The 18050-nt window shown below is 68.6% G+C and carries 15 protein-coding genes; 8 read left to right on the top strand and 7 right to left on the bottom strand.

The features are described from left to right. Positions 1–27: 27 nt before the first annotated feature. The 7 genes from AC1D2O_RS04435 to AC1D2O_RS04465 form a co-directional block, all read right to left on the bottom strand. Positions 28–1824 carry an acyclic terpene utilization AtuA family protein gene (locus AC1D2O_RS04435; protein WP_478085570.1) on the bottom strand — a complete coding sequence of 599 codons (1797 nt, stop codon included), beginning with the start codon at positions 1822–1824 and terminating at the stop codon, positions 28–30. After that, positions 1821–3818 (bottom strand): acetyl/propionyl/methylcrotonyl-CoA carboxylase subunit alpha, encoded by a 1998-nt coding sequence (locus AC1D2O_RS04440; protein ID WP_478156305.1) that lies wholly within the window; start codon positions 3816–3818, stop codon positions 1821–1823. Before AC1D2O_RS04440 ends, AC1D2O_RS04435 begins: the two co-directional genes overlap by 4 nt. Next, on the bottom strand, positions 3815–4714 hold the full coding sequence (locus AC1D2O_RS04445) for an enoyl-CoA hydratase/isomerase family protein (RefSeq protein ID WP_478085573.1): 900 nt from the start codon (positions 4712–4714) through the stop codon (positions 3815–3817). Before AC1D2O_RS04445 ends, AC1D2O_RS04440 begins: the two co-directional genes overlap by 4 nt. 20 nt (positions 4715–4734) lie before the next feature. Continuing rightward, complete coding sequence (locus AC1D2O_RS04450) at positions 4735–5892, bottom strand: acyl-CoA dehydrogenase family protein (RefSeq protein ID WP_478156306.1); 1158 nt, start codon at positions 5890–5892, stop codon at positions 4735–4737. Positions 5893–5917: 25 nt separating this feature from the next. Further along, a complete protein-coding gene (locus AC1D2O_RS04455; protein ID WP_478085576.1) occupies positions 5918–7531 on the bottom strand; it encodes an acyl-CoA carboxylase subunit beta in 1614 nt (537 codons plus the stop codon). A gap of 11 nt (positions 7532–7542) precedes the next feature. Further along, positions 7543–9693 carry an acetate--CoA ligase family protein gene (locus AC1D2O_RS04460; RefSeq protein WP_478156307.1) on the bottom strand — a complete coding sequence of 717 codons (2151 nt, stop codon included), beginning with the start codon at positions 9691–9693 and terminating at the stop codon, positions 7543–7545. A gap of 198 nt (positions 9694–9891) precedes the next feature. Continuing rightward, positions 9892–10659 (bottom strand): IclR family transcriptional regulator, encoded by a 768-nt coding sequence (locus AC1D2O_RS04465; RefSeq protein ID WP_478085579.1) that lies wholly within the window; start codon positions 10657–10659, stop codon positions 9892–9894. A 117-nt stretch (positions 10660–10776) separates the two neighbouring features. Between AC1D2O_RS04465 and AC1D2O_RS04470 the strand changes: the two genes are divergently transcribed. From AC1D2O_RS04470 to AC1D2O_RS04505, 8 genes are all read left to right on the top strand, one after another. Beyond that, positions 10777–11157, top strand: a complete 381-nt coding sequence (locus tag AC1D2O_RS04470) for a Zn-ribbon domain-containing OB-fold protein (protein ID WP_478085581.1) — start codon at positions 10777–10779, stop codon at positions 11155–11157. After that, complete coding sequence (locus AC1D2O_RS04475; RefSeq protein WP_478085582.1) at positions 11154–12311, top strand: thiolase; 1158 nt, start codon at positions 11154–11156, stop codon at positions 12309–12311. The genes AC1D2O_RS04470 and AC1D2O_RS04475 overlap by 4 nt, the downstream gene beginning before the upstream one ends. 24 nt (positions 12312–12335) lie before the next feature. Then, complete coding sequence (locus AC1D2O_RS04480) at positions 12336–13529, top strand: acyl-CoA dehydrogenase family protein (protein ID WP_478156309.1); 1194 nt, start codon at positions 12336–12338, stop codon at positions 13527–13529. A 10-nt stretch (positions 13530–13539) separates the two neighbouring features. After that, a complete protein-coding gene (locus AC1D2O_RS04485; RefSeq protein WP_478085585.1) occupies positions 13540–14664 on the top strand; it encodes an acyl-CoA dehydrogenase family protein in 1125 nt (374 codons plus the stop codon). Positions 14665–14953: 289 nt separating this feature from the next. Further along, entirely contained in the window at positions 14954–15871 is a 918-nt protein-coding gene (locus AC1D2O_RS04490; protein ID WP_478156311.1) for a Bug family tripartite tricarboxylate transporter substrate binding protein, read from the top strand. Between the two features lie 31 nt (positions 15872–15902). Continuing rightward, positions 15903–17114, top strand: a complete 1212-nt coding sequence (locus AC1D2O_RS04495; RefSeq protein ID WP_478085588.1) for a CaiB/BaiF CoA transferase family protein — start codon at positions 15903–15905, stop codon at positions 17112–17114. Between the two features lie 22 nt (positions 17115–17136). Then, positions 17137–17598, top strand: coding sequence for a MaoC family dehydratase N-terminal domain-containing protein (locus tag AC1D2O_RS04500; RefSeq protein ID WP_478085590.1), 462 nt, complete (start codon positions 17137–17139; stop codon positions 17596–17598). Between the two features lie 11 nt (positions 17599–17609). Continuing rightward, positions 17610–18038, top strand: a complete 429-nt coding sequence (locus AC1D2O_RS04505; protein ID WP_478085591.1) for a MaoC family dehydratase — start codon at positions 17610–17612, stop codon at positions 18036–18038. The last annotated feature ends 12 nt before the right edge of the window (positions 18039–18050 follow it).

Here is an 18050-nt window from a genome sequence, read left to right on the forward strand (position 1 = left end):
CTCCTTACTTGTAGTTGGCTGAGAAAGTCACGGCCGGGGAGGCAGCCAGGCCGAGGGAACGGACACGGGAAAATCCAGCAGCATCTGGGCGAAGCTCTTGCCCAGCGGGTCGGAGCGCAGGCTGGCCGAGCCGCCGCCGCCCAAGGCCTGGTGCAGCACGAAGTTCAGCGCGTGCAGGCCCGGCGCTTCGAAGCGCTCCACGGCACCCAGGACCAGGTGCGCGAACCACTCGCGCACGGTGTGCGGATTCAGCTGCTCGCGCAGCAGCGGCAGGAACCGCGGGTCGCGAGCGATCACGCCGATGTTCTCGTCGTCGCCCTTGTCGCCGCTGCGGGCCCAGGCAATGGCCACCAGCGGCACCTCGGTGCGGGGGCCGGCCGGCAGTTCCGCCGGAGAGACAGGGGGAAGCGCCGGGGCGGCATGCTGGGGCCCCTCCAGCGCCGCGCAGCCCAGGCTTTCCTCGCGCTCGCCCATCCGCACCGTCAACGCCACCTCGCGCTTGGGCGCCAGGAAGGAAAACACCTTGACCACCTGGTGGATGTCGGCCACGCCGAACAGCGTGGCGCGCGTCCCGGCGGCCATGGAGGTGCCGGTGGAGGCGCATTCGCGCTGCAGGAAACGCAGGGCCCGCGCTTCGGGGTGGCGCGCGGCCACGCGCAGCATCACCTCGCGGGTCGGCGCCGGCCGGGCGTTGGGCCCGTACAGCGACTCGCAGCCGATCAGCTCGACGCTGGTCTCGGTGTAGTCGCCGAAACCCTTGTCGGCCATCATGCGGCGCGTGCGCGCCAGCAAGGCGTCGGCCGTCCGGCGCGCCTTGGCCGGCGCGTCGATGCCCCGAATGACCAGCGCCAGTGCGATCTGGTGTCCGCCGAGCCAGGTCCCGTTGCATTTGTAGTCGGGGCCCGGCGCACGGCCGCGCGCGCCGCTGACGCGCACATGGTCCGCATCCAGGGCTTCGGTGCGTACCTGGCGGAAGTCGCAGGTCACATCCGGCATCAGGTAGGCCCCGGGGTCGCCCACTTCGTAGAGGACTTGCTCGGCCACGGCGGCCGGGTGAATCAAGCCGCCGCTGCCCTCGGGCTTGGACAGCACGAAGCTGCCGTCGTCCGCGCAGTCGATCACCGGATAGCCGATGCGGTCCCAGTCCGGGACCTGCTCCCAGTCCGTGAACAGGCCGCCGGTGGCCTGGGCGCCGCATTCGACCACATGGCCGGCGAGGGTGGCGCTGGCCAGGCGGTCCCAGTCGGACCAGCTCCAGCCGAACTCATGCACCAGCGGCCCCACGACCACCGCGCTGTCCACGCAACGGCCGGTGATCACGATGTCGGCCCCCCAGGCCAGTGCGCGCGCAATGCCCTGGGCGCCGACGTAGGCGTTGGCGGACATCAGCTCGGCCGGCGGCGGCTCGCCGGTGTGCATGTCGGTCAGGCCGCCTTCGCGCCAGCCCGGCATGGCGTGCAGGACGTCGTCGCCGACCACCACCGCCACCTTGGGCGCGAGGCCCTGCTTTTGCGCCACGGCCAGCAGCGCGTCGCAGCAGGCCTGCGGATTCAGGCCGCCCGCGTTGGCGACCACCCGCACGCCCAGGCGGAGTATCTCGGCGAGGTGCGGCGCCATGGCCTCGTGCACGAAGTCGGTGGCGTAGCCTCGCGTGGCGTCTTTCGTCCGCGCCCGCGACATGATGGACATGGTGGTCTCGGCCAGGTAGTCGTAGACCAGGTACTGCAGGCCCGGCACCTTGAGCAATTGGGGCGTGGCGGTCGCCGAATCGCCCCAGAAGCCCGAGGCACCTCCGATCCGCACGTGGTGGCGCTTGTCGTTCATTTCGCTTCCTCCAGCGTCAGTGCGACCACCTGCGAGAGCTTGGCGCCGGCGCGGGCCTGGCTGCCGACCTGGACCGTCAGCTCGGTGATGCGACCGGCGAAAGGCGCGGTCAGCGTGTGTTCCATCTTCATGGCCTCCAGCACCACCAGCGTCTGGCCGGCCTCCACCACGTCGCCCACGGCGACACTGACGGCGGCCACGCGCGCGGTCAGCGGGGCGACCACCGCGCCGCTGCCCCCGGCCTGGCTGCGTGCCCGGCGCGGGTCCGGTCGCTTGAAGCACCAGGCCCGTCCCTGGCTGAACAGATGGACGCTGTCGCCGTCGAGGGCATACACCAGCGCATGCACCTGGCCCTGGCATTCGAGCCACCAACGGCCGTCCGCCTCCGCGCGCAGCAGCGACACTTCCAGCAGCGCCGGATCGGCGGGCGACTCGGATCCGATCCGCCTCACGCTGGCCTGCACGCTGCCGCCGAGGGCCAGGAGTTCCACCTGCCAGCGATGTTCGCCCAGGCTCAGCGCGACGTTGTTGAGCGCGCGGCTCAGCTGGCTGCTCCCGCTCGCCGGCCAGCCTGCCGTGGCGAGTGCGGCCGCTGCGATGGTGAACGCCTCGGGTTCGCGCTGGCGCAGCGCCTCGCCCATGTGCTGCGCGACGAAGCCGGTGTGAACCTCGCCCTGCACGAAGGACGGATGGGCCAGGCAGTCGGCCAGGAAACCCTGGTTGCTGGCCGTGCCCAGCAGCACGCAGTCCTGCGTCGCCGACAGCAGCTTGCGACGCGCTTCTTCACGCGTGCGGCCGTGCGCCACGAGCTTGGCGACCATGGAGTCGTAGTGCGGCGACACCGCGCCGCCTTCGACCAGGCCGTGGTCCACCCGGACCTCGCGGCTGGGCGCGGGCGGCCGCCATCGCAGCACCGGGCCCCCTTGGGGCAGGAAGCCGGCGGCCACGTCTTCGGCGGTGAGCCGCACTTCGATGGCGTGGCCCTGGAAGACGACCTCCTCCTGCTTCAGCGGCAGCGGCTCGCCCGCAGCCACCCGCAGTTGCCACTCCACCAGGTCCAGGCCCGTGATGGCTTCGGTGACCGCGTGCTCCACCTGCAGGCGGGTGTTCATCTCCATGAAATAGAACTCGCCCGAACGGTCGAGCAGGAATTCCATGGTGCCCGCCCCCACGTAGCCGATCGCCTGCGCCGCCTTGACGGCCGCCTGTCCCATGCGCGCACGCAGGGCCGGGGTGACCGCCGGGGAGGGCGCTTCCTCGATCAGTTTCTGGTGCCTGCGCTGCACCGAGCAATCGCGTTCGCCGAGATGGATGACCTGGCCGTGCGCATCGGCGAAGACCTGGATCTCGATATGCCGCGGCTCCATCACCGCGCGCTCCAGGATCAGCTCGCTGGAGCCGAAGGCGCTCTGGGCTTCGGAGCGCGCGCTGGCCAGCGCCGCGGGCAGTGCGGCGGCGTCGTGCACCAGCCGCATGCCGCGTCCGCCGCCGCCCGCCGTGGCCTTGGCCATCACCGGGAAGCCGATCTTCCCGGCGGCCGCGAGCAAGGTGGCGTCGTCCTGGTCGCGGCCCTGGTAGCCGGGCACGCACGGCATGCCGGCGTCCAGCATGAGTCGCTTGGCCTCGGCCTTGTTGCCCATCGCCCGGATGGCATGCGCCGACGGGCCGACGAAGACCATGCCGGCGCGGTTCACGGCTTCGGCGAAGTCCTCGTTTTCGGCCAGGAAGCCGTAGCCCGGATGGATCGCGTCCGCGCCGCCGCGCCGCGCGGCCTCGATGATCGCCTCGATGTTCAGGTAGGACGTGCGCGGCGCCGCGGCACCGACGCAGAAGGCGCTGTCGGCCTCGGTGACATGCGGGCTCCCGCGGTCGGCCTCGGAATAGATGGCGATCGTGCGCAAGCCCATGCGGCGCGCGGTACGCATGATGCGAATCGCAATCTCGCCACGGTTGGCGATCAGCAAGGTGTGAAAGGGTCGGACCTGGGCGCTCATGCAGCAGTTCTTTCGAGTGGGAAGGCGGCGGCCGACGGGCCGTCGCCACAATGGTGGGCGGCGCGCACGGCGTCCGCATCGAAGCGCACGGTCCAGCTGGCGTCGCGTTTCTCGCGGAAGGCCTGCGTGCCTTCGGCGCCCTCGCTGCGCAGGCATTGCGCGAACACGCGGGCCGCGTCGTCCAGCAAGGCCGTCACCGGTTCGTGCGAGGCGGCGCGCGCGACCAGGGGCTTGAACGCACGGTTGGCGCCCGGCGCGCAGCGACCGATGCGGGTCAGCCATTGGGCTTCCAGGGCGTCCAGCGCGGCGCCGTCTTCCGCCAGCGCATCGACCAGGCCCAGCGCCAGTGCCTGCGCGCCGCTCACGCGCTCGCCGCTCAGTCCCAGTCGGCGCGTGCGCGCCGCACCCAGTCGTGCGACGACGAAGGGCGCGATCTGCGCGGCGATCACGCCCAAGGTGGTCTCCGACAGTGCGAAGCGGGCGTCGCCGGTGGCCAGCACCAGGTCGGCCGCGCAGGCCAGGCCGAAGCCGCCGCCCATGGCCGCGCCTTCGACGACCGCCAGCACCGGCACCGGCAGCTCGGTCAGCTGCTGCATGAAATGGCCGAACTGGCGATTGCGCTCGGCGATCGGGTCGCTGCCGTCGTCGTCGCCCTTGGCGTTCAGCACTTCGCGAAAGCCGCCGATGTTGCCGCCGGCACAGAACATGCCGCCGGCGCCGCGCAGCACCAGGGCGCGCACACCGGTGTCCTGCGCCGCCAGCGTGAGGGTCGCCGCCAGTTCGGCCACCAGCGCCGGGCCCAGCGCATTGCGGCTGGCCGGCTGGTTCAGGGTGACGAACAGCACGCCGTGCAATCGGCGCACGACCAGGGTGTGGAAGCCACTGAGTTGTTCCATGATGGGGACGTCTTTCCGGCTCAGCGCTTGCCCATCAGACCCATCTGCTTGGCGATGACTTGCATCATCACTTCGTCGGCGCCCCCGCCGATGGAGCCCAGGCGGAAGTCCCGGTAGGCACGCGACACCGGGTTGTCCCAGGTGTAGCCCATGCCGCCCTGGAACTGCATGCACCACTCGGCGATTTCGCGCGACAGCCGGCCGGCCTTGAGCTTGGCCATGGATGCCAGCTCGACCACGTCGCCGCCGTTGATGTAGGTTTGCGTGGCCATGTAGACCAGGCCTCGCAGGGCTTCCAGCTCGGTCTTGAGTTCAGCCAGCTTGAACTGGATGAACTGGTTGTCCAGCAGCGGGCGGCCGAACGCGACGCGCTGTCGCAGGTAGTCGGCCGTCTCTTCGATCAGCTGCACGGCGGCCAGGCGGCGGGCCGCGGCGCCCAGGCGCTCTTCCTGGAACTGCTTCATCTGGTAGATGAAGCCCATGCCTTCCTCGCCGATGCGGTTGCGCACCGGAACGCGCACTTCGTCGAAGAAGATCTGCGCCGTGTCGGAGCACCACATGCCGAACTTCTTGATCTTCTGCACTTCCACGCCGCGAACGCGCTTGCCGCCCTCCTTGAGCGGCACGATGATCAGCGACTTGTTCTTGTGCGACGGGCCGTCCGAGGTGTTGCACAGCAGGCAGATCCAGTCGGACTGGGTGCCGTTGGTGATCCACATCTTCGCGCCGCTGATCACGTAGTCGTCGCCGTCGCGGCGCGCGCGGGTCTGGAGCGAAGCCACGTCCGAGCCCGCGCCCTGCTCGGACACGCCGATGCTGACCACCACGTCGCCGGCGATCGCCGGCGCCAGGAACTCGCGCTTGAGCGCGTCCGAGCCGAAGCTGGCCAGCGCCGGCGTGGCCATGTCGGTCTGCACGCCGACGCCCATGCTCACGCCCTGTGCGCGCACATAGCCCATGGCCTCGCCGGCCGCGACGGCGTAGCTGAAGTCCAGGCCCAGGCCGCCGTACTCGACCTCCTTCGTGATGCCCAGGAAGCCGAGCTGGCCCATCTTCTTGAACAGCTCGTGCGCCGGAAAGATCTCGGCGGCTTCCCATTCGTCGACGAAGGGATCCACTTCACTGGCCAGGAAGCGGCGGATGCTCTGCATGATGCTGCGGTGTTCTTCGGTGTACATATCTCGGTCCTTGCTGGGGATGGGGTCAGAAGCGGGCGACGCCGAACTGCATGGCGTGCGTGCGGCGCTGTTCGGCTTCGCGTGCGGTGGCCAGCACGAAGGCCAGCACCGCCCGGGTGTTGCGGGGGTCGATCATTCCGTCGTCGAGCATCAGGCCGCTGGTCACGAAGGCGCTCGACTGGGCGTCGAAGTTGGCGATGATCTCGGCCTTCTGGCGTGCCAGTGCCTCCTCGTCCACCGGCTTGCCCTTGCGTTCGGCTTGCTGGCGCGCCACGATCTCCATGGTCATCGCGGCCTGCTCGCCGCCCATGACGGCCGTCTTCGCGTTGGGCCAGCAGAAGCTGAAGCGCGGGCGGAAGGACTGACCGCACATGCCGTAGTTGCCGGCGCCGAAGGACGCACCGCAGTACAGGGTGATGTGCGGCACCTTCGAGTTGGACAGCGCCTGGATCATCTTGGAGCCGTGCTTGATCATGCCGGCCTCTTCGGAGGCCTTGCCGACGATGAAGCCGGTGGTGTTCTGCATGAAGACGAGCGGCGTGCCCGACTGGTTGCACAGCTGGATGAACTGGGCCGCCTTGGTCGCGCCGGCCGGGTCGATCGGGCCGTTGTTGGTGATGAAGCCGACCGCATGGCCCTCGATGCGCGCATGGGCGCACAGGGTGGTCAGGCCGTAGTCGGGCTTGAAGGGAAGCCAGGCGGAGTCGTCGACGATGCGTCCGATCACCTCCCGCATGTCGATCGGCTTCTTGACGTCGAGCGGCATCACGCCGGCGAGCTCGTCGGGGTCGAGTTGCGGCGGGAGCCCGATGAGGGGCGACGCGTCGGCCGGCCAGTCGAGCGCCGCCAGGATGTCGCGCGCGATGGCGATGGCGTGCGCGTCGTCCTCGCCCACGTACTCGGCCAGGCCGCTGACGCTGGCGTGCATGTCGGCGCCGCCCAGCTCCTCGTCGTTGGCGATCTCCCCTGTGGCGGCCTTGAGCAGCGGCGGGCCCGCCAGGAAGGCACGGGCGCGATTGCGCACCATGACGACATAGTCTGAAAGGCCCGGCATGTAGGCGCCGCCGGCGGTGGACGAGCCGTGCACCACGGTCACGACCGGCAGGCCTGCGGCAGACAACCGGGCCAGGTTGAAGAACAGGCTGCCGCCGCGGATGAAGCGCTCGACCCGGTAGGTGCGCAGGTTGGCGCCGGCCGATTCCACCAGGTGGATGAAGGGCAGGCGGTTGTCCAGCGCGATGTCCTGGGCCCGAAGCAGCTTCTTGCTGCCGGCGTCCACATAGGCCCCGGCGTTGATGCTGGAATCGGAGGCCGCCACCACGCAGCGCACGCCCGACACGAACCCGATGCCCACGATCTGTCCGCCGCCCGGCACCGAGGTCTCGGGGTCTTCGCCCTCGGCGCAGTAGCCGGCCATGTTGCCGAGCTCCAGGAAGGGGGCGCCGGGGTCCAGCAGCCGGCCGATGCGTTCGCGCGGCAGCAGGGCGCCGCGCTTGTCGAACAGCGCCTTGCCCTTGGCCGAGGCGTCGCGGGTGCGTTGTTCCAATTGCTGCATGCGCTCGATCAGGGCCAGCATGCCGCTGCGCTGGCCGGCGAAGGCGGGCTGCACGGGGTCGATGCGCGATTCGATGGGTGTCATGTCGTGTCGTTTCAATGGGAGGTGAGCAGCAGGGCGTCCAGGGCGACCGCGCCCTGGCCCTCGGCCTTGACCAGCAGGGGATTGACCTCCAGTTCCGCCAGCGTGTCGCCGCAGGCCATGGCGGCGCGCGAGACGGCTGCGATGGCAACGGCTGCGGCCTGCACGTCGGCGGCCGGCTTGCCGCGAAAGCCCTGCAGCAGGCGCACGGAGCGCAGCTCGCCGAGCATCTCGTGGGCCATGGCGGTGTCCACCGGCAGCAGTCGATGCGTCACGTCCTGGAACAGCTCGGTCATCACACCGCCCAGCCCCACGGTCATGCACAGGCCGAACACCGGGTCCCGGGTCACGCCGATGATCAGTTCGCACACGCCTTGCTCCATCGGCTGCAGCAGCATGCCGCGCAGTTCGGCGTCGGGTGCGGCCCGCGCCACGTCGGCCAGCATCTGCTGCGCCGCCTGGCCGGTGGCGGCGGGGTCTGTCAGGTGGAGGCGAACGCCGCCGACCTCGGTCTTGTGGGCGATGTCGGGGCTCAGGATCTTCAGCGCGTGCGGGGCGCTCGTCTGTTCGGCCGCCGCTCTGGCTTGCGCGGCATTTCGCACCACGCGGGCCGCGCCCACGGGAACGCCGAACTGGGCCAGCCACTGCTTGACCTGGTGCTCGTCGCTGCGTGCCGCCAGCGGCGCGAAGGCGGCGCGGTCCTCGCGGGCACGCGCCTGCTCGAGCGCGCGCAGCGCGCCCCAATGCTCGCAGCGCGCGGCGCTTTCGGTCCAGCGCACCAGCGTGCCCAGGGCTTCGCTGGCGCGGGCCGCGTCGGCGAACACGGGAATGCCGGCGTCCTCCAGGGCCTGCCTGGTCTCCGGCGTTCCCGAGGTGGCCACCACCACGACCAGGCTGTCGGTGCGCGCGGACGCTTCGATCAGCTCGGGCGCGATGCGCTCGAACAAGGAACCGGTGGCATAGACCAGCAGGACATCGGCCACATCGTCGGCCAGCAGGATGTCCAGCACCTCGGTGGCGAGACGGCTGCGGCTGAAGAGCTGGCCGGTCATGTCGACCGGGTTGCACACCATGGCGATGCCCGGCACGGTGGCGAGCAGCTTGCGCTGACTGGCCTCGGACAGGTTCGGCAGCTGCAGGTCTTGCGCGCTGAGCAGGTCCGCGGTCACGGCGCCCATGGCGCCGGAGATGGAGGCCACCACCACGCGCGAACCGACGCGACGCTGGCGCAGGAAGCCCGTCAGGTAGGCCAGATCGCTCAGATGGACGGTGTGGCGGGCTTGCATGACCCCGAGCTGCCGGAACGCCGCGCGGTAGATCGCGCGGTTGCCGGCCAGCGCCGCGGTGTGCGACTGCGTGACCTCGGAGCCGCGGTCGCTTTCGCCGGCCTTGAGCACGATCAGCGGCTTGTGCATCTGGCGCAACCGCGTCGTGGCCTGGATGAAGCGCTCGCCGCTCCTGATGCCTTCCAGATAGCCGGCGATGGCCTGCGTGCCGTCATCGCCGGCCAGGTAGTCGAGGTAGTCGGAAAACTCCAGGCAGGCCTCGTTGCCCGTGTTGATGAAATGCTGGAAGCGCATGTTCATCATCCAGCCGGTCACGTAGATGTCCGAGCACATGCTGCCGCTTTGCGTCACCAGGCTCACGTGCCCCTGCTTGTCGTCGGGCGGGAAGGCCCGGAAGGTGGGCACGAAGGACGTGATGGCGCGCGTGCGCAGATTGGCCAGTCCCATGCAGTTGGGGCCGACGACCAGCATGCCGGTGCGCTCGGCGAACGCCACCAGGGCCTGCTGGCGCTCCACGCCCTCGCCGCCCACTTCGGCGTAGCCGGCGGCATACACCATGGCGGCGGGGATGCCCTTGGCATGGCAGCGCTCCAGCATGGGAAGCACATCGTCCGCCGCGAGCGCCAGGACGGCCACGTCCGGCACCGTGGGCAGCGACTCGACGTCGGGAAAACAGGGGTAGCCGCCGAGCTCGGGGTACTTGGGGTTGATCGGAAATACCTGTCCGGCGAAGCCCAGTTTGGAGAGGTGGTCGATGGCAATGCCACCGATGCGATTGGCATCGCCGGAAGCACCGACGATGGCGATCGAGGCCGGGTTCAACACAGGTTCGAGGCGATGCGGGACGCGCGTCATGGAGGAGGGCGTGGCGTTTTTCATTGGGGGTGATTTCATTGCAGCGCGCGGGAAGTCGCAATTTGCGCGTCCCGGTTTGTCCATGATGTGGACGGATTCGTGGGTGCGAGGGACACGCCTCCGGGGAAACCCCAGGGTGGGCGGTTGCCGCTCGCGCGTGTGGCTTGCCTCCGGCCGGATCTGCCGGGGGCTTCGCGGTGGCGATGGAGGCCCGAGGCCCGCTCAGGCGGCTTCGGCTGTCAGGCGCTGCTGCGCCTTCACTTCTTCGACTATCAGCGTCGCGATCTGGTGGCGTCGCGCCAGGGGCATGCGTGCCCGCGGCGAGACCACGGTGATGGTCGCCAGGCCTGACAACGGAACCTCGAAGGCATAGCCGGCACCGGCGACGCCGAACCCGGCAGCCAGGGTGTAGCCCAGCCGGCGACTGCGCTCGATGCCGGTCAGGATGCGCGCCGCGCTCAAGCCGTTGGCCAGGTACTCCGCTTCGTGCCTGGCGTAGTGCTGGCGGATCTCGGTATCGCTCAGGGCCGCCAGCAGCGCCAGGCTGCCGATGCCCAGCCCGAGCAGTCGGGTTTCGCCGACCAGGCCGCGCAACATCGGGTTCTCCGGCGGGACCTGTTCCAGGTGCAGGTTGTAGCTGTAGTCGCCGATGCCCACCCCCAGGCACACGCCTTCGCCGGTGCGGCGCGCCAGCCGCCGCATGGTGGGGAGGTAGGTTTGCACCAGCGGCGGGCGCGACATCGTGCGCAAGCCCAGCAGCATGGCAGCGGTGCCCAGGCGATAGGTGTGGGTCTTGGGGTCCTGCTCCGCGTAGTGCATGCGCAGCAGAAAACTGATCATGCGGTGGATCGTGGGTCGGCTCATGCCGGTGCTCTGGATGAGCTGCCGCATGGACATGCCGTGGACGTGGTGATCGGCCAGCAAAGACAGCAGCGAGAAGGCGCGCTCGAGACTTTGAACGCCGGTCGTGGCGGGTGTGGCGGTGCTCATGTGCGGGAAGCGTACCGCATGAAATTGCTCACATGATGGACATTCGAAGTATTTTCGATTGGTGAAGTGCGCGCTCTGTCATGAAATCCGCCCCATTGAACTGATCAAGAGAGCGGTATGAGTGCCAATCAACTGGAGGAAGAGTTCCTGGCCTTTCTGGGGCAGGGGCGATTCATGTTGCAGCGTTCGCGGGCCAGCGGCGAATACGTGTTCTATCCGCGCGTGGCCGCGCCACGCAGCGGCCTGCGCGATCTCGAATGGGTGGAGGTGTCGGGCCGCGGCACCGTCTATTCGACGATCGTGGTGCGCACCCGGCCGCCGCAGGCGCCCTACAACGTGGCGCTGATCGACCTGGCGGAAGGGCCGCGCCTGTTGAGCCGCGTCGAAGGCCTGGCACCGCAGGACGTGCGCATCGGCATGCCGGTGCGCGCCCGCGTCAGCGAAGCCGAGGGCAGGCCGCTGCTGGTGTTCGACCCCGTCTCGGAGGCCGCAGCATGATGCAGGACGCATTTCCGCGCGGTCAGACCGCGGTCGTCGCCGCTGCAACGCATGGCATGGGCGAGTCGCCCGGCCTGAGCTCCATGGATCTGGCGGTGGGCGCCAGCCTCAAGGCGCTGGACCAGGTGGGGCTCACGCCGCAGGACGTGGATGGCCTGTTCATTGCCTTGCCGGACGACTTCATGTCCGGCATGGGGTTGGCCGAATACCTGGGCATCTCGCCGCGCATCACCGAGAACAACCGCACCGGCGGTTCGGCCTTCATGACGCACGCGATGTGGGCGGCGCTGGCCCTGAGCACCGGCCAGTGCGACGTGGCCTTGATCGCCTATGGCAGCAATCAGCGCAGCGCGGCCGGCGCGTTGATCAAATCGATGCGTGAAAGCCCTTACGAAACGCCCTACAAGATGCCCCGCCCGGTGGGCGCCTACGCCCTGGCCGCGGCGCGCTATCAGCACGAATACGGGCTCAAGCGCGAACAGCTGGGCGAGGTGGCACTGGCCGCGCGCCGCTGGGCGCAGCTCAACCCGGACGCGTTCCTGCGCGACCCGTTGAGCATGGACGACTACCTGGCCGCCCGCATGGTGACCGATCCGCTGGGTGTGCGCGACTGCTGCCTGGTCACCGACGGCGCGGCCGCCGTGGTGATGGTGCGCGCCGAGCGGGCCAGGGACCTGGTGCGAAAGCCGGTGTACCTGCTGGGTGCGGCCGCGGCCACCGAGCATCGCGAAATCAGCGCCATGCCCGACCTGACCCGCACCGCCGCGCGCCTGTCGGGGAGCCGCGCTTTCGCGCAGGCCGGCGTGCGGCCGCAGGACATCGACGTCGTGGAGCTCTACGACGCTTTCACCATCAACACCCTGCTGTTCCTGGAGGACCTGGGCTTCTGCGGGAAGGGCGAGGCCGGCAGCTTCGTCGAAGGCGGGCGCATCGCCCCCGGCGGTGCCCTGCCGGTCAACACCAATGGCGGCGGACTGTCCTGCGTCCACCCGGGCATGTACGGCCTGTTCACCATGGTCGAGGCCACCGAGCAACTGATGGGACGTGCCGGCGACCGACAGGTGGCCGACGCGCAGCTGGCGTTGGCACACGGCAACGGCGGCGAGTTGTCGAGCCAGGCCACCCTGGTGCTCGGCACCCAGGACACCTTGTAGTCCGTCATCGTCAGGAGACATTCCATGGATTTGCGCTTCAGCGAGGAAGAGCAGGCGTTTCGCGAGGAGGTGAGGGCCTTCGCGCGCACCGCCTTGCCGCTGGATATCAAGAGCAAGGTGCTGTCCCATCAGCGCCTTGAACGGGACGACTTCGTGCGCTGGCACCGCATCCTGTTCGAACGCGGGTGGGGGGCGCCGGCCTGGCCCGTTGCGTTCGGCGGCACGGGGTGGAATCCCTTGCAGAGGACCCTCTTCGAGATCGAGTGCTTTCGCGCGGGTGCCCCCCGCCTGCTGCCGTTCGGGCTCTCGATGATCGGCCCGGTGCTGATCAGGTTCGCCAGCCCGCAGATGCAGGCCAGGTTCCTGCCGCGGATCCCGCCGATGCTGGATTTCTGGTGCCAGGGCTACTCCGAGCCCGGCGCGGGTTCGGACCTGGCGTCGCTCAAGACCCGCGCGGTGCGCCATGGCGGCTGCTATGTCGTCAACGGCCAGAAGACCTGGAACACCCTGGGCCACCATGCGGACTGGATGTTCTGCCTGGTTCGCACCGACCCGCAGGTCAAGGCGCAGGAGGGCATCTCGCTGCTGCTGATCGACATGAAGTCGCCCGGCATCACGGTGCGTCCCATCGTGACGCTGGACGGCGGGCGCGAGATCAACGAGGTCTGGCTGGAAAACGTCGAGGTGCCGGTGGAGAACCTGGTGGGCCAGGAAAACCAGGGCTGGACCTATGCCAAGTACCTGCTCGGACATGAGCGCACCGGCATTGCGGGGATCGGCCACTGCCACCGCGAGTTGCAGCTCCTCAAGCAGCTTGCCGCCGCAACGCCCTGCAAAGGCGCCTCGATGTTCGAGTCGCCGCGCATGCGCGACAAGATCGCGCGCATCGAGATGGAAGTCATGGCGCTCGAAATGCTGCTGTTGCGGGTGGCTGCCGAGGACGGCGGCAAGGGACCGGGCCCGGAGGCGTCCATCCTCAAGATCCGCGGCTCCGAGATTCAGCAGGATCTGGCCATGCTGCAGATGGAGCTCGCCGGCCCCTGCGCCTGGCCCTTCGACCCGCAGTGGCTGGAGGCCGGACAGCAGCCCGGCATCGACGCGCCCGACTGGGCCGCGCCGTCGACCGCGACCTACTTCGATGCACGCAAGACCACGATCTACGGCGGGACCACCGAGGTGCAGAAGAACATCATCGCCAAGATGATCCTTGGGTTCTGAAGGGGGAATCATGGACTTTCAACGAAGTGAAGAGCAGCGCATGCTGGCCGACAGCCTGCGGCGCTACCTGGAAAGCGAATACGGCTTCGAGCAGCGTCGGCGCTCGGCCCGAGGCGGCGGCAGTTTCAACAGTGAGACCTGGCGCGCGCTGGCGGAGCTGGGCGTGCTGGGGCTTTGCGTGGCGCCGCAGTACGGCGGGTTCGGCGAAGGCGCCGCCAGCCTGATGGTGGTGCAGCACGAACTGGGTCGCGCCCTGTTGCTGGAGCCGGTGACGCCGAGCGCCGTGATGGCCACCGCCATGCTTCAGGCCCATGGCAGCGAAGAACAGAAGGCCGAGTGGCTGTCCGCCATGGCGGCCGGCGAACGCATCGTGACCCTGGCGTATCTGGAGCCGGGGCAACGCGAGGCCGATGGCGACATCGCCACCACGGCCTCGCCCACCCCACAGGGCTATCGCCTGAGCGGTCACAAGACCCTGGTCTGGCATGGTGAGGCGGCTGACGCAATGCTCGTGACCGCGCGTGTGGACGACGCCGGCATCGCCGTGTTTCTCGTGCCCCGGACGGCGCCGGGTGTGAGCTGCCGCGGCTATCCCACCATGGATGGCCTGCGTGCCTGCGACCTGTCGCTTCATGAGGTGTCGCTGCCCGCCGAGTGCCGCGTGGGTGCCGTCGGCAGCGGCATGGCGGTGCTGGAATCGGGCCTCGACCATGGCATCGCCGCCCTGTGCGCCGAGGCCGGCGGTGCGATGGAGCGCCTGATCGAGCTCACCGGCGACTACCTGCGCACCCGCCAGCAGTTCGGTCGGCCGCTCGGCAGCTACCAGGCGTTGCAGCATCGCATGGCCGACATGCTGGTGCAGAAGGAACTGGCCGTCTCGATGGCGCATGTGGCGGCCCAGGCGCTGGATGAGTCGGACCCGGCCCGGCGCCGGCGGATGCTGGCGGCGGCCAAGTTCATGATGGCCAAGGCCGGCCGCTTCGTGGGGCAGCAGGCGGTGCAACTGCATGGCGGCATGGGCATGACCGACGAGCTGGCCGTGGGCGACTACTTCAAGCGCTTGACGATGCTCGATCCGCTGCTGGGCGACAGCGACAGCCAGCTGGCGCGCTATGCCGAACTCCTCGAGCTCTGACGCTTTTTGCTGAGAAACCCGGCGCGCAAGCCGCATTGAAGAGCCGGTCAAGGCTCCAAGGAGGGCGGCTCGCCGCGCAGGAGCGCAAATGGCCCACATCGTGGACAAAGCGCCGCGCGCCGCTTGGACGATCAGAAATTCTCCCTTGAAATGAACTCGATGGCCCGCGTGAGTTCCGCGAGCGCCTTCATCCATCAAATAAAAAGGAGACCCTGAGATGCCCAAACTGAAACGTAGATTCCTGATTTCGTTGTGCACGAGCGCTGCGCTGGCCACGGCATGCGGTGCCGTGCTGGCGCAGTCGGACAGCTTTCCAAGCAAGCCGGTGAAGATCGTGGCACCCTTCGCCGCCGGAGGCTCGTCCGATGTGATGATGAGGGCGATCGGCGAGCGGCTCTCGAAGATCTGGCAGCAGCCGGTGATCATCGAGAACAAGCCCGGTGCATCCGGCGCCGTTGCAGCGGACTCGGTCGCTCGGGCAGAACCCGACGGCTACACCGTTCTGCTGGCCGTCACGGCATTCGTGCAGGTGCCGCATCTCAGCAAGGTCTCCTACGACGCCCTCAAGGACTTCGCCCCGGTCTCCCAGCTCGCCACGCTGCCGATGCTCTTTGCGGTCAATCCGTCGGTGCCCGCAAAGAATCTTTCCGAGTTCGTGGCGCTCGCCAGGGCCAAGCCGGGGGAACTTGCGTTCGGCTCCTTCGGCGCTGGCTCGGCGGGTCACCTCTACATGGAGATGTTCCAGGATGCGGCCAAGATCAAGCTCCTGCATGTCCCCTACAAGGGCGAGCGGCCCGCACTGAGCGACCTCATGGGCGGGCAGATCGCGGCCGTCATGATGGGCGCTGCAGGTTCAGCCAACTACATCACCTCGGGCAAGCTGGTTCCCTTGGCGGTGACGGGCCCGGTCCGTTCGGACCAAGCCCCCGACACACCGACATTCCCCGAAGCCGGATACACCGGCGCGGGCCTGGAGGCGCTTGGCTGGCTGGGCTTGTTCGTGCCGTCGAATACGCCACGCGCGAACGTGGAGAAGATGTCGCGGGATGTCGGCACCGTCCTGTCGCAGCCGGATCTGAGAAAGCGCATGCAGGAGTTCGGGTTCACCATGACAGGCACCAGCCCGGCTGCGTTCTCCACCATCGTGCGAAACGACTACGCGCGTTGGGGCCGGGTGATCCGCGAGCGCAACATCAAGATCGACTGACCCGCGTCGACAGACAAGCCCAGGAGCTGCAATGTCCGCAATCTTTTCCCACATCAAGGTGCTGGACCTGTCCCGGGCCATTGCAGGCCCGATCGCCGCCCAGACCCTGGCCGACATGGGCGCCACCGTCTACAAGGTGGAGCGGCCGGGGCAGGGCGATGAACTCCGGCAACTCGGTCCGTACGTGGCTTCGCCCCATGCGGAGGCGGCAGGTGCCAAGGAGTCTGCGGCCTTCCATGCCTACAACCGCGGCAAGAAGAGCATCACCATCGACATCGCCACCGAGCGCGGCGCAGACATCGTGCGGCAGCTGGCGCAACGTTGCGATGTGCTGATCGAGAACTACAAGGCGGGCACGCTGAAACGCTACGGCCTCGACGAGGCACGGCTGCGCGCGGAGAATCCGCGACTGGTGTATTGCTCCGTCACCGGCTTCGGCCAGGATGGCCCCTATGCCAGCCGCCCTGCCTACGATTTCATCGCGCAGGGCCTGTCGGGACTCATGAGCACCTGCGGCGAACCGGACGGCGAACCGATGCGCACTTCGGTGCCGATGATCGACCTCACCACCGGGCACTACGCCGCCTTGTCCATCGTGAGCGCGCTCTACCACCGCGAGCGGACCGGCCAGGGGCAGTACGTCGAGGCCACGCTCCTCGACACTGCCGTTGCATTCAATGGGCACCTGGCGCAGGGGTACCTGATGGGCGGCCCCGTGCCACGACGCGCCGGCAATACCAACCCGATCGCTGCGCCATCGACCGTGCTGCCTTGCCGCGACGGCTCGGTGATCATCGCGGCCGGCAACAATCACCAGTTCAAGGCCATGTGCGAAGCGCTCGAACGGCCGGGCCTCGCACAGGATGCGCGATTCTCCAACAATGCCAGCCGCGTCGCCAACGCCCCGGCACTCTATGCGGAACTGACCCTGGCGCTCGCATCGCTGACGCGTGCTGAGGTGGTCGAGCGGCTGTCGGATGCGGCGGTTCCCGGCGGGCCGATCAACGACTTGGCCGACGTGTTCGCCGACGCTCAGGTGCGGCACAGAGGCCTGGTACAGAATGTGACGCTGCCTTGTGGAGGCAGCTATCCGGTGGTGCGTAGCCCGCTGCGATTTTCGGACACGCCGGTGCTGCACCGTCCATCGCCGCGACTGGGCGAGCACACGGACGAGATCCTGCGCGAGGAGCTTGGGGTCGATGACGCCGCGCTGCGCGAGTTGCGTGAGCAGGCCATCCTTTGAAGGCGAAACGGGCGCACGGCGAATGAATGCGAGCAAGCTCATCGGCCATCGCCTGCCGCCGTTCAGCATCCTGGTGGAGGCCGGCCGCCTGCGATTCTTCGCCAAGGCCACCGGACAGCAGGACCCCGTGTACCGGGACGCCGAGGCGGCTCGGCGCGCCGGCCATCCGGCCCTCCCGGTGCCGCCGACATTCCTGTTCTGCCTGGAGTCGGACGCGCCCGACCCGGCCGCCTTCCGCAATCTTGTCGGGCTGGACTACCGTAACGTGCTGCACGGCGAGCAGCACTTCGAATACCACTCGATGGCATTCGCCGGCGACACGCTGACTTTCGAACCACGCATCGAGGACCTGTACGAGAAGAAGGGCGGTGCCCTGCACTTCGCGGTTCGCCACACCCGGGTGACGAACCAGCACGGTGGGCTGGTCGCCGAGTTGCGCTGCTTGACGGTCTCTCGTGTCACCGCCGGCGAAGCGCCGGCTTGAAAGCGCTTGCCATGAAGCGCTTCAATTTGCGTTTTGCTGACGTACAGGTGGGCGACGAGCTTCCCGTCCTGGCGCTGCCACCGGTATCCAGACTCGACCTGGCCCTGTACTGTGGCGCCTCCGGTGACCACAACCCGATCCACGTGGATCTGGACTTCGCACGCGCGGCCGGCATGGCTGACGTGTTCGCGCAAGGCATGCTCTCGATGGCCTGGCTGGCGCGCCTGCTGACCGACTGGGTGCCCCAGGAACGAATCCGCCGCTACAGCGTGCGATTCACGGCGATCACGCAGCTCGGCGATGTCATCCACTGCCGGGGCCGCGTGATCGAAAAAATTCACCTCCATGGCGAAGCCTGCGTGCGCCTGGCCGTGAGCACGAGCAACCAAGCCGGCGAGGTCCGGCTGACAGGGGAGGCCTTGGTGGCACTGCCCGAATGACGTAGCGCGACA

Source organism: Variovorax sp. P1_G12 (assembly GCF_056405555.1).